Genomic DNA, 12,709 nt, shown 5'->3' with positions numbered 1-12,709 from the left:
GCTTAGCGCTGAACCGTCGGCACGCAGGCCGCGTTCATCGCCGTCAGCGCCGCACAGAACCGATTGGCCTCAGAGGCATCGGCAAAGCCCACGGCACGCAACCGATAAAAGCTCTTGCCACCGCTCGACGCGCTTTCGATCACCCGGGTCTTGCCCTCCATCAGCTCGGAAAACCGCCCGGTCAGGCGATCCCATTCGCTGCGCGCCAGCTCTTCGGACTGAAATGCGCCGAATTGCACCAGACGCGTGCCCGAGGCCACATCCGCAGGCGCCAGTTCCGAAGACGCGCCGATCGCGGCCAGGATATCGCCGGCCACACCGTCGAGGCTGGCACCGCTGTCGGGTGCGCTGACATCGGTCAGCACCGGGGCGGCATCGCTGAGATCGGCAGACAGCGAGGCCAGTTGCACCGGCACGACCTTCGGGCGCGGCGTCGGGATCGGCGAACGCATCACGCCAAGCTTCTCGGCCAGAACCTCGGCCTGCCCTTCGACCGGCGCCACCACGTCCATGGCATCTTTCAGCTCGAGCGGGTCCTCGGCCACGGCGATCAGTTCAAGCCGCTCGACATCGCTGTCGGCAGCCACAGGCGTTGCCTCTGGCGCCGGCGCATTGGTCGCAAGGCTGCTCAGCATCGGCTCGATCGCCTTCACCGGCTGATCTTCGGCGCTCAGCATCGCTGTCGCCGGCGCCAGGACATAGCGGTCTGCCGGCGGCGCGGCGGAGCCATCGGCGGTCACCGAGTTGACCGCGAGCCCCTGATGCATGGCCAATTGCCCGCCCGGGTCCTCGGGCAGGATGCGGGCCGAACCTTCGAGCGCGCGAATGACCGGCACGCCGGAGACATCGCGCACCATCAGTTTGTAACCCCAGACGCCGAGCCCGAGGATCAGTGCCAGCGACACCAGTGCCCCGCCCCATTGCGCCGGCCCCAAATGCGGTCGCGCCGGTGCGGCGTCATCCTCGTGCAGATCGGACGCCTCATAGCCGTCACCGCCATAGACATAGGCGGGACCGGTCTCGTAACCGCCATAAGACTCGCCGCGCGGGTCCTGATAGCCGGGCGTTGCGGCATAGCCGGGATGAGAAGACTGTTGCTCAAAATGCACATTTTCATGGGCGAACAGACGATCCACCTCGGGTTCCGCCGCAAATCCCGCGTTGCCATGCCCCGTCTGCCCATAGCCCTGTGCCTGCGCACGGGTCACTTGCGGCTCCGGGCGCTGCCAATGATCATAGGAAGAAAATTCATCACGCGCCTGCGCGCGACCATAGCCCATCTGGGGGCCGTTCACCACGTCCTGCACCATATTTGCCTCTTTCGCCTCGTTTATTTCCCGCATGTTTTCTGCGGGTTATCGACTGCTCTTGAGAGGCCGCATGAGGATCTTACGTCCTCGTTTTGACTACGGCCCCTCTCGGGGGTCCGGCAATTTCAAAGGATCTGATTGAGCTTTGCCTTGACGCTCAACGCATTTCCTCGGCCGGGGTTACCCCAAGAATAGCAAGACCGGCGGAAATCACAACGGCGACCGCACGCGGCAGGGCGATTTTTGCCGAGGACAACGCCGCATCACCCTGCAGGAAACGCAGGGCTTCGTTCTCATTGCCCTTGTTCCACAGCGCATGGAAATCCGACGCCAGCTCGTAAAGGTAGAAGGCGATGCGATGCGGCTCATGGCCCTTGGCGGCGATCTCCACCTGACGCGGGAAATCGGCAAGCTTGCGCGCCACCGCGATCTCGGCCGGATCGTCGAACCGCGGCGTGTCCGAGAGCGAGATCCCCTGCTCGGCGGCCTTGCGCAGCACCGAATGCACCCGGGCGTGGGCATATTGCACATAGAACACCGGGTTGTCTTTCGACTGTTCCAGAACCTTGTCGAAATCGAAATCCAAGGGCGCGTCGTTCTTGCGGGTCAGCATGATGAAACGGGTCACGTCCTTGCCTGCCTGTTCGACCACGTCGCGCAGGGTGACAAAGGTGCCGGCACGTTTCGACATTTTGAACGGCTCGCCGTTCTTGAACAGTTTCACCAGCTGAATGAGTTTGATGTCGCAATCGACCTTGCCATCGGAGAGCGCCGAGACGGCCGCCTTCATCCGTTTGACATAGCCACCGTGGTCGGCGCCGAAGATGTCGATGATCTCCTCGAAACCGCGCTGCACCTTGTCATAGTGATAGGCGATATCGGGGGCGAAATAGGTCCAGGCGCCATCGGATTTCTGGATCGGACGGTCGACGTCATCGCCATGGGCGGTGGAGCGGAACAGCGTCTGTTCGCGCGGTTCCCAATCCTCGGGCATCTTGCCTTTCGGCGGCTCCAGAACACCGCGATAGATCAGCCCCTTGTCGTCGAGCTCCTTGATCGCCGCCTCGATGAGGCCGGTGTTGTAGAGCGACTTCTCGGAGAAGAACTTGTCCATCTCGACGCCCAGAAGCTTCAGATCGTCGCGGATCATCGCCATCATCGCCTCGGTGGCGAATTCGCGCACCTCCTTGAGCCAATATTGCTCGCCCTTGTCCAGCAGCGTGTCGCCGTATTTTTCCTTCAGCGCCTCGCCCACCGGCACGAGGTAGTCGCCCGGGTAGAGCCCTTCGGCGATCTCGGGGTTGAGCCCGTTGGCCTCGCGGTAGCGTTCGAACACCGAGCGCGCCAGCACATCGACCTGCGCCCCGCCATCGTTGATGTAATATTCGCGGGTCACGTCATAGCCGGCGAAATCCAGCAGGGACGCCAGCGCATCACCAAAGACCGCACCCCGGGTATGACCGACATGCATCGGCCCCGTCGGGTTGGCGGAGACATATTCGACGTTGACCTTTTTCTTGCCGCCCATCTCTGAGCGCCCGTACCCCTCGGTTGAGAGCACGGTCTCGACCAGACCCGACCAGACGCTTTCATTCAGACGCAGGTTGATGAACCCCGGCCCGGCGACATCGACACTGGTGATCCGGGCATCGGCGGCGAGCTTTTCGGAGAGCTTGTCGGCAATGTCGCGCGGCTTTGCCTTCGCCGGTTTCGCCAGGACCATCGCGGCATTCGTCGCCATATCGCCATGCAGCGGATCGCGCGGCGGCTCCACCGCGACATTGGCAAACTCCAGCCCTTCGGGCAGCACACCCTCAGAAGTCAGCGCGTTCAGGCTGTCGATCACAAGGCTACGAATATCGGCGAACAGGTTCATGACGTCTCTCTTTATCCAGATGGCGCGGGTTTATCACGCGGGCCGCCCACGTCAACGGGCTTCGCCCCTCCCCGGGCCGCGTTGCGCCCGTTTCAGCTGGCCGGTTCCGGCGGGCTCAGCGCCACAAGCTTGACCCCCGGCCCCATCCGGCCCCGCGCATTGGCGAGTTTCAATTCGCTGCGGCGGCGTTTGAGCGCCTCGCGCGCGCTCTCGCGCTGGTCTTCCGGCAGATCCTTGAGCGCCGCCTCGGCACGCCCCGGGAACAGAAGCTCGGCATCCTCGGGCAAAAGCCGTTTGAACACGCCATCCGCACTCATCCGGCCCAGAAGATGCGCCCCCGGGCGCTCCTCTTTCCATTGCTCGAATGTGTAATCCTCCGACAAAGGCGTCGCGACAATGCGCCAGCCCTGTCGCATCAAATCGTCAAGCTCGCCAAAGCTCTTGCCCGCGCCAAAGGGGCGCCCGCCGAGCTGGGTCGGCAGGGCATGGCGCGCTTGTTCGCCCTTCACCCGCGCCAGTTGCCAGACCTGTTCACGGCCGAACTCCGCCCCGAAATCGGTGGCGACCAGCGTGTTATAGGCGTCGTTCTCCGTCGCCGCGATCAGCGTCTCGAACGACAGGATCTCGAGACTGTCTTCGGCCGCCTCGCCGAGAATATCGCCGTAGAAGACCTTCAGCCCGGCGGCGCGCGGCCGCACCAGACGGGCGTGGTTCGGATCGGCGATCAGCACTGGCACCTCTTCGCGTTTGAGCACCTCCGCCAGCGCCGTGGTGAAGCGCGATCCGCCAAGGATCAACACCCCCGGCTTGCCCTTGGCCGCCAGTCCCAGCGCCCGCGCCAGCGGCGCCAGCGTGAACCCGTGCAGCACCACGGTGGTGAGCACCAGGACGAACGCCAGCGGACCGACCACGGCGCCATCGCTGACCCCGTTGGCGGCCAGCCTTTCGCCGAACAGGCCGGCGACCGCCACGAGCACCACGCCGCGCGGCCCTGTGAGCGCGATCAGGAGCTTTTCATTGCGCGGCAGCCCGGTGCCGATCAGCGAGACCAGCACGGTCAGCGGACGCGCCACCAGGATGACCAGCGCCACGAAAAGCCCCGCACGCCAGGTCAGATGGCCCAGCGAGGCGAAATCCAGCGAGGATGCCAGCAGGATGAAGACGCCGGAGACCAAGAGCACCGTGGCGTGTTCCTTGAACCGGCGCATTTCCTCGAAAGACGGCAGGTCGGCATTGGCGATGATCAGCCCCATCACGGTGACCGCCAGAAGCCCGCTTTCGTGCAGCATCATGTTGGGGAAGGCAAAGGTGACGAGCAAGGTGGCGAACAGCACCGGCACTTTCATATATTCCGGCACATAGGCCCGGCGGAACGTGTAGGAAATCGCAGCCCCCGCGGCCACGCCGACCAGGGTCGCGAGAAAGATCCCGAAGGCCAGCTGGCCGATGGCGGAGCCAAAGCTTTCCGCCTCACGCCCGACCAGGACGAATTCAAAGGCCAGCACGGCGGCCAGCGCCCCCACCGGGTCGTTGACGATGGCCTCCCATTGCAACAGGTTCGCCGGGCGTTTTTGCAGCTTCGCCTGCCGGAGCAGCGGCGCAATCACGGTCGGGCCGGTGACCACCATGATGCCGCCGAACACGGCGGAAGCCTCCCAGCCGAGCCCCGCCCCCCAATGCAGTGCCGCGCTTGAGAGGAACCAGCCCAGGGGCGCTCCGATCAGCACCAGCCGCGTCACGCCGCGGCGCGCATCGCCGAGTTTATGCAGATCGAGCGTCAGCCCGCCCTCGAACAGGATCACCGCCACCGCCAGCGAAATGAGCGGCTGCACCAGCGCGCCGAACTCACGTTCGGGATCGAGCACGCCAAGCCCCGGCCCGACGATCAGCCCCGCGGCCAGCATCAACACGATGGCCGGCAGTTTCAGCCGCCAGGCGAGCCATTGCGCCCCGACGCCCAGAGCGCCGACGAGGGCAAAGGCCTCGACCGCCCCCAAACCCGTCAGATTTTCCGTGGCCATGGCTGTTCCTCATTACAAAGCATTTCGGTTCGTCTCGTGCTGCGCGCTTAGCCGCAGAGCCGCTCGAATTCCTGAATGGCAAAACGGTCGGTCATCCCGGCGACGTAATCAAGCACGATCCGCGCCAGTTCCGTGTCGGAACCGGCACGCTCGACCTCGTGGCGCCATTCCTCGGGCAGAAGTTCCGGATTTTTCATGAAAAGCGGGAACAGCGTATTGACCATTTCGGTCACCCGCTTGCGTTCTTTCACCACCGAAGGAGCGCGATACATCCGTTTGAACAAAAATGATTTAATCGCTTTCAGGTTCTGGAAGAACGGTTTCGAAAAACGAATGATCGTCCGGTCCATGTCGCGGATATCCTGCGCCGTTTCCGGCATGGCGCTCTCCAACCGATTGCTGGCGATGGTCAGCACATCCTCGACCATATAGCCGAAGATCCGGCGCAAAGCCTCGTGATCGCGGCGGTTGCGCTCGAGCCCCGGATAGAGCCGATCGACCTCCTCATAGGCCGGTCCGGTGAGCGGCAGCTCCATCAGATCCTCGGCGGTGAAGAGCCCGGCGCGCAGCCCGTCGTGCAGATCGTGGTGGTTATAGGCCACATCATCGGCAATCGCCGCCACCTGCGCCTCGGCCGAGGCAAATGTGTGCAGCTCAAGATCGAACTGGTCGTTCACCTCCTTGAGCGCATAGGGGATCTCCGCCCCTTCGGGATGTTTCTTCTTGTCGGCATTGGGGCCCACAATGGGCCCGTTGTGCTTGGCGATGCCCTCGAGGCTTTCCCAGGTCAGGTTGAGCCCGTCGAACGTGGCGTAATGCTTTTCCAGCTTGGTGACGATGCGCAAAGCCTGAGCATTGTGATCGAAGCCGCCATAGGGTTCCATCAGCAGCTCGAGCGCATCCTCGCCGGTGTGACCAAAGGGCGAATGCCCCAAATCATGGGCCAGTGCCACGGCCTCGGCCAGGCCCTCGTTCAGCCCCAAGGCCCCGGCCAGGGTCCGCGCCACCTGTGCCACCTCGATCGAATGGGTCAGACGGGTGCGGTAATAATCGCCCTCATGTTCGACGAACACCTGGGTCTTGTGCTTGAGACGCCGGAAAGCCGAGGAGTGGATGATCCGGTCGCGGTCGCGCTGGAACGGCGACCGGAAGGTCGACAGTTCCTCGGGATAAAGCCGCCCGCGGGTCTCCATCGGCTGGCTTGCATAGGGTTTCAACATCTGCCTGTCACTCGTTCTGTTTCGGGCCGACGACCGTGACGCGGCGCGAACTGCCTCTGCCGCGCGCCTTGTCGCCTGTGCTTTCCACAACTATATTGTGCCCTGCGCCCCACGACAAACATATGACGTCGGGTTTTTCGTAATAAACCGCTGTTTTTTCAGCCTGAACACCCGGGATCGACCTCATGGCCCTCACCCTGCCCCCGAAAGTCACCCCCCGCGCCTTTGCGCGGCTGGCCGAGATCAACGCCACCACCGGCGAGGACAAGGTCTTGCGCGTGGCCGTCGAGGGCGGCGGCTGCTCCGGCTTTCAATATGACATCACCCTGGATCAGGTGGCCGATGATGACGTGGTCTTGAAGGGCGATGGCGGCACGGTGGTGATCGATCCGGTGTCGCTGCCGTTTCTGGAAAACGCCACCATCGATTTCACCGAGGAGCTGATCGGCGCGCGTTTCGTGATCGACAACCCCAATGCCACGTCGGCCTGTGGCTGTGGCGTGTCGTTTTCGATGTAAGACGGAATGGCCGCTTCGCGGGACGGAGCGGACGTTCGCAATTTGCGCACCCGCCCGGAACAGCAACGCAGTTGCCCGGGCGTGCGCCGGACCGTCCCGGCGGTCTGGCGCATGTGGCATCCCCATACAACGCATCGATCTTTTTCGGATTTGACTAGGATAAAGTGAAGACCACTGAGGAGGGCTGCACCAGCCCACGGTCCGGCGCCCGCCCTCAGCTCCCAATGTCCGACATGACCTCAAAGTCCCACTTGCCAAGGTGTCGTGAACAGACACCCCGCATAATCGCCTGCTTTCCCTGCCTCTGAGCGCCGCAATCCCCCCACCACTCACGAAAATGCACGACACCCTCACGGATCGGGCGCGTTCTTGTGATAAATCAATCCCTTACAATCCGCCCCCGGGGGCCACAGGTCTAAGGGCACAGACGGACCCGAAGTTCTTCCCGTTCCGCCATGTTGAAACAACCTTGGAAAGGACAAGACAATGACTTCTGCAACGCTGAAAACCCTCACCGCCGCCGCCCTGATCGCCGTCGCGGCCGGCAGCGCCTCCTATGCAGCGACGATGGACTATAATTACATCATCCCCGGCCATGCGAGCGACTTGAAATCCGTCGTCGACCTGGATCTCGTGCGCGCTTCCGACGCTGGCACGATCTCGATCTACGACTTCTCGCAGGGTAGCCAGGGCGCGTTCCTCGGCTCTGCCGCGATCCACGCCGGTGCCAATGAGAATGTCAAGGTCGAGATCATGCCGACCACGGCGCGCAAAGTGCTGATCGTGCTGACCGAAAACGGCAAGACCACGCCGGTGGCGACCTCGACCCTGCGCCACATGCAGACCATGGATGCCGGCTAAGATCCGACCGGATCACCGGCCCGACGTTTCACAAGTTCTCTCCCCCTGGCCCCGCCTCTCGCGCGGGGCCTTTTTTGCCCGACGGGACAGCATATGATTTGCCAGCGGCGGCAGACCGAGCCGCCGCCGAAACGGTCCGACCCGGTCAACCGGATAGAGATCGGGAAAGACCCGCCTGTCCGCCGCAGCCGGAAAGCGCGACAGGATCTGAGCCCGCATGCGCGCCGGCAAGCTGCGCAGGGCCTGCGGCCCCGGATTGAAACTCTCCGACCAGATGCCAGCGCTTTCGAGCAGCGCATGTTCCGCCAGCATCAGATGCACATAGTGCTGTTGCCGCCGCCGCGCCGCCCGCACGTCCCGCCAACCGAGAAAGGCCTTGGCCGGCACCAGCCGCGGGCCATGCTCGGGATCGGGCCAGAACATGCGATGTTGCGGGCTGACCAGAAGCGGTGCCCGCGACGGGGCACCGCCCAGGGCCGCCACTGCCTTTGGCCCGAAACGGATCGCCGCCTGCGCTCCCTCGCCCGGCACGGTGGACTGCCCGCACCAGATCAGGGGCTGATCGCCGCCCTCCCGGGTCGCGACCAGATCGCCCACTCTGAGCTCTTCGACCGGGCGCGGGCCGGACGGTGTCGCGATCCGCGTCCCGGCCACGAAACAGACGAACATCGCGGAATAGGCCACCACCGGGTCGTCGCTGTCCTTGGCGATGATTTCATAGGTTGTGCCGGGCTTCAGATAGCCGTCGGAGGCCATGCCCACGACATCGGCGGAGACCTCGAACGCGTAGATCGTGACATCTTCGGAACCATCGGTCGCGCCTCCGACCGGGCGCACGATGTAGGAATATTCATTCTCGACCGCATCGCCCGCCGTGTAGGTGGTGCCGCCCAGGGTCACAGGGCTGACCAGATCCTGCGAGGAATCCGCGTCTTCGAAAAACCCGTCATCATCCGAGAAATCGACGAGCTGTGGACCGGCGTTGATGGTGAATGTCGTGCCGACATCGCTTGCGTCCGCCGTTGCCCCCGAGGCGAATGGCGTACCGGTAAAGGTAACATCCTGAAGATCCCAAACGGCAACGACCGACACGACAAGCCCCCACGCATGCGCACCGCAGGGTAGCCTCAGCGCCTTAATTCGGAGTAAAGCATCGCCGCCCCTTGCCAAATCCGGCCGCGACTGCGCAAAACCACGCTATGGAAATATTCGACACGATCATTCTGGGCGCCGGGGCTGCCGGGCTGTTCTGCGCGCATTTCGCAGCGGCCACGGGACAGCGCGTCCTGATCGTCGATCACGCCAGACGCCCGGCGGAAAAAGTCCGCATTTCCGGTGGCGGGCGGTGCAATTTCACCAATCTCTACGCCGAGGCCGGGAACTACCTGTCGCAGAACCCGCATTTCGCCAAATCGGCGCTGGCGCGCTACACGCAATGGGATTTTATCGATCTTCTGGCCCGACACGACATCACCTGGCACGAGAAGACTCCTGAAAAAGGCCTCGGCCAGCTGTTTTGCGACGGCAAATCCGCCGCCATCATCGACATGCTGCTCACAGAGGCCCGTCTGGCCGAGCTGCGGCTTGCGACCGAGGTGGGCGAGATCTCCCATGACGGCACGCATTTCACCGTGTTGCTCAACGGCACACCGGTGCAAACCCACAACCTCGTCGTCGCTACGGGGGGCAAATCGATCCCGAAAATGGGCGCGACCGGGCTGGGCTACCAGATCGCCACGCACTTCGGATTGAACGTGCTGGAGACCCGTCCGGGTCTGGTGCCGCTGACCTTTGCGCCGCATGAGCTGGACTGGATCGCGCCCCTGGCGGGCACCGCCGTGGAGGCGCGGGTCACCGCCAACGGCACCTCGTTTGACGAGGCACTGCTGTTCACCCATCGCGGCCTTTCCGGCCCGGCCATTCTGCAAATCTCCAATTATTGGCGCGAGGGCGATGCGATCTCACTCGATCTTCTGCCCTCTCAGAACGCGTTCGAGGCCCTGAAAGCGGCGCGTCAGGACAACGGCCGGCGCCAGATGCAGACCGCGCTGGCGACGCTCCTGCCCGGCAAGCTCGCCACAGCCCTGACCGAGAAATTCGCCCTCAAAGGCAATCTCGCCGATCAGAGCGACAAGGCTTTGAAAGAATTAGCGGATCAGATCCACGGGCTGAAGCTGAAACCCACCGGTTCCGAAGGCTATCGCACCGCCGAAGTCACCCTGGGCGGCGTCGACACCAATGGGCTCAGCTCCAGGACCATGGAGGCCAAGGCGGTTCCCGGCCTCTATTTCATCGGCGAGGTGGTCGATGTCACCGGCTGGCTCGGCGGGTATAATTTCCAATGGGCCTGGGCCTCGGCCGCGGCCTGCGGACGGGCGATTGCGGAACGGGGCTAAGCCCCCTACAAAGGGGCAAAACGCCGAAGACAGCCGGGAGCCACTCCATGAAAATCGCCAGTTTCAACATCAACGGCATCAAGGCGCGGGTCAACGCGCTCACCGATTGGCTGAAAGAGGCCGCGCCGGATGTGGCGATCCTTCAGGAAATCAAATCCGTGGACGAGAATTTCCCGCGCGAGCTCTTCGAAGACCTGGGCTACAACGTCGAGACCCACGGGCAAAAAAGCTTCAACGGCGTGGCCTTGCTCTCGAAACTGCCGCTCGAAGATGTCACCCGTGGCCTACCGGGGGCAACGGGCGCCGGGCGCGATGGTGCCGATGACGAGGAAGCGCGCTATATCGAAGCCACCGTGGTGGGCGCGCGCGAGGCGATCCGCATCTGTGGTCTTTACCTGCCGAATGGCAATCCGGTCGATCTCGACGGTGACGGAAATCCCCTCCCCGGCTCGAAATATGACTATAAGCTCAAATGGTTCGACCGGCTCACCGCGCGGGCTTCCGAGCTGATGGCGCTGGAACAGCCCTTCCTGATGGCGGGGGATTACAACCTCATTCCGCAGGCGGAAGATGCCAAACGCCCGGAAGTGTGGAAAGACGACGCGCTGTTCCGGCTCGAGAGCCGGGCCAAGTTTCGCAAACTCACGGCGCTTGGCCTCACCGACGCGCTGCGCGTGCGCAATAGGGCGCCGGAAACCTATACGTTCTGGGATTATCAGGCCGGGGCCTTCCAGAAGAATGACGGCATCCGCATCGACCACTTTTTACTGTCACCCCAGGCGGCGGATCGGCTGATCGATTGCCAGATCGACGCCTATACACGCGCCAAGGACAAGCCCTCGGACCACGTGCCGATCTGGGTTGAGCTGGACCTCTAAGATAAAAAAGGGAGGCGCAACGCCTCCCTTTTTCTGTCTCTAGATATCTCCCGCCGATGGCAAACGCGTGAGCGTTTGTTTTACCGTTTCGGCGGCCGCTGTTTCTTGACCTTCGGCGCATCGGCGCGGTCTTTGCCCAGGTGTTTCCTGAGCCGCGACGGCGTCGATTTCGTCTTGTTCTTATAGGGGTTCTTATCCGCCTGAGACCGGAAATACAGCCGGATCGGCGTCCCCGGCATGTCGAAATCTTCGCGCAAGCCATTGATCAGATAACGTTTATAGCTGTCGTTCAACTCGTCCGGATGCGAGCACATCACCACGAATTGCGGCGGCCGGGCCTTCACCTGGGTCATGTAGCGAAGCTTGATCCGGCGACCGCCCGGAGCGGGCGGCGGGTGCGCCTCGGTCATGGCACCCAGCCAGTTGTTCAGCCGCGAGGTGGAGACACGACGGTTCCAGATCGCATGCGCATTGAGGATGGCTTCCTGCAGCTTGTCGAGATTCTTGCCGGTCATCGCCGACACGGTGACGAGCTGCGCGCCTCTGAGCTGCGGCAAAAGCCGCGCGAATTCCTCGCGCAGCTCCTTGGCCTTGTTCGACTTGTCGGTTTCGGCATCCCATTTGTTCACGGCAATGACCACGGCACGGCCTTCGCGCTCCGCCAGATCGGCGATGCGCAGGTCCTGCTGCTCAAACGGGATCGACACATCCAGAAGCACCACCACGACCTCGGCGAATTTCACCGCGCGCAACCCGTCGGCGACGGAGAGCTTTTCGAGCTTTTCCTGCACCTTGGCCTTCTTACGCATGCCGGCAGTATCGAACACGCGCACCGGCGTGCCGTTCCATTCCATTGTGACCGAGATCGAATCGCGGGTGATCCCGGCTTCGGGGCCAGTGAGCAGGCGATCTTCCCCCAGAAGCTTGTTGATCAGGGTGGACTTACCGGCATTCGGACGACCGACAACGGCGATCTGCAGCGGTTTGTCGAAGGTGAATTCGCGCGACGCGCCCCCGATATCTTCGCCCTCACCGAGCTCCTGCTCTTCCTCGGTCAGCTCGACATCGACCTCGGGCTGTTCTTGCGCCGAACGGATATCGAACTGCTCGGCCAGCGGTTTCAGCGCATCGTAGAGATCCGGCATGCCCTCGCCATGTTCGGCCGAGAGCCGCAAAGGTTCACCCAGACCGAGGCCATAGGCTTCAAAGTAGCCGCCCTCGCCCGCCTGCCCCTCGGCCTTGTTGGCCGCCAGGATCACATGTTTGGCACGTTTTCTGAGAATATCGGCAAAGACCTCGTCGGCGGGCAGAACCCCGGCACGCCCGTCGATCATGAACAGACACACGTCCGCCATATCGACAGCGCGTTCCGTCAGCCGCCGCATCCGGCCCTGAAGGCTCTCGTCGGTGGCCTCCTCGAGCCCGGCCGTGTCGATCACGGTGAACCGCAGATCGCCCAGTTTCGCCTCGCCTTCGCGCAGGTCACGCGTCACCCCGGGCTGGTCATCGACCAGCGCCAGACGCCGCCCGACGAGGCGGTTGAACAGGGTCGATTTGCCCACATTGGGGCGACCGACGATGGCGAGGGAGAAACTCATGACAGGCTCCGGGATTGGTTCAAGCGGCTGC

10 protein-coding genes are annotated in these 12,709 nt (G+C 63.2%); 4 read left to right on the top strand and 6 right to left on the bottom strand.

From position 1 onward, the window contains the following. Positions 1–2: 2 nt before the first annotated feature. From BM151_RS03125 to BM151_RS03110, 4 genes are all read right to left on the bottom strand, one after another. The gene (locus BM151_RS03125; protein ID WP_177213009.1) at positions 3–1,310 is read right to left on the bottom strand and encodes an SPOR domain-containing protein; all 1,308 of its coding nucleotides are present in this window, start codon (positions 1,308–1,310) and stop codon (positions 3–5) included. 157 nt (positions 1,311–1,467) lie between these two features. Then, positions 1,468–3,186 carry an arginine--tRNA ligase gene (gene argS / locus BM151_RS03120; protein WP_090057119.1) on the bottom strand — a complete coding sequence of 573 codons (1,719 nt, stop codon included), beginning with the start codon at positions 3,184–3,186 and terminating at the stop codon, positions 1,468–1,470. 92 nt (positions 3,187–3,278) lie between these two features. Further along, positions 3,279–5,207 carry a cation:proton antiporter gene (locus tag BM151_RS03115; RefSeq protein WP_090057115.1) on the bottom strand — a complete coding sequence of 643 codons (1,929 nt, stop codon included), beginning with the start codon at positions 5,205–5,207 and terminating at the stop codon, positions 3,279–3,281. Positions 5,208–5,254: 47 nt separating this feature from the next. Further along, positions 5,255–6,427 (bottom strand): deoxyguanosinetriphosphate triphosphohydrolase, encoded by a 1,173-nt coding sequence (locus BM151_RS03110; protein WP_090057111.1) that lies wholly within the window; start codon positions 6,425–6,427, stop codon positions 5,255–5,257. 185 nt (positions 6,428–6,612) lie between these two features. Between BM151_RS03110 and BM151_RS03105 the strand changes: the two genes are divergently transcribed. Both BM151_RS03105 and BM151_RS03100 read left to right on the top strand, forming a co-directional pair. Then, positions 6,613–6,945, top strand: coding sequence for a HesB/IscA family protein (locus tag BM151_RS03105; RefSeq protein ID WP_090057107.1), 333 nt, complete (start codon positions 6,613–6,615; stop codon positions 6,943–6,945). Positions 6,946–7,431: 486 nt separating this feature from the next. After that, on the top strand, positions 7,432–7,806 hold the full coding sequence (locus BM151_RS03100; protein ID WP_090057103.1) for a hypothetical protein: 375 nt from the start codon (positions 7,432–7,434) through the stop codon (positions 7,804–7,806). A 12-nt stretch (positions 7,807–7,818) separates the two neighbouring features. Here BM151_RS03100 and BM151_RS03095 read toward each other — a convergent pair whose 3' ends face one another. Then, entirely contained in the window at positions 7,819–8,898 is a 1,080-nt protein-coding gene (locus BM151_RS03095; RefSeq protein ID WP_090057099.1) for a Hint domain-containing protein, read from the bottom strand. Positions 8,899–9,005: 107 nt separating this feature from the next. Between BM151_RS03095 and BM151_RS03090 the strand changes: the two genes are divergently transcribed. Together BM151_RS03090 and xth are read left to right on the top strand one after the other, a co-directional pair. Further along, a complete protein-coding gene (locus BM151_RS03090; RefSeq protein WP_090057096.1) occupies positions 9,006–10,202 on the top strand; it encodes a BaiN/RdsA family NAD(P)/FAD-dependent oxidoreductase in 1,197 nt (398 codons plus the stop codon). A 47-nt stretch (positions 10,203–10,249) separates the two neighbouring features. Continuing rightward, entirely contained in the window at positions 10,250–11,080 is an 831-nt protein-coding gene (gene xth / locus BM151_RS03085) for an exodeoxyribonuclease III (RefSeq protein WP_090057092.1), read from the top strand. Positions 11,081–11,160: 80 nt separating this feature from the next. Here xth and der read toward each other — a convergent pair whose 3' ends face one another. Further along, complete coding sequence (gene der, locus BM151_RS03080) at positions 11,161–12,678, bottom strand: ribosome biogenesis GTPase Der (RefSeq protein WP_090057089.1); 1,518 nt, start codon at positions 12,676–12,678, stop codon at positions 11,161–11,163. Between the last annotated feature and the right edge of the window lie 31 nt (positions 12,679–12,709).

Source organism: Celeribacter neptunius, from assembly GCF_900113955.1.
GTDB classification, from domain to species: domain Bacteria; phylum Pseudomonadota; class Alphaproteobacteria; order Rhodobacterales; family Rhodobacteraceae; genus Celeribacter; species Celeribacter neptunius.
This window is presented reverse-complemented; position numbering and strand designations above follow the sequence as displayed.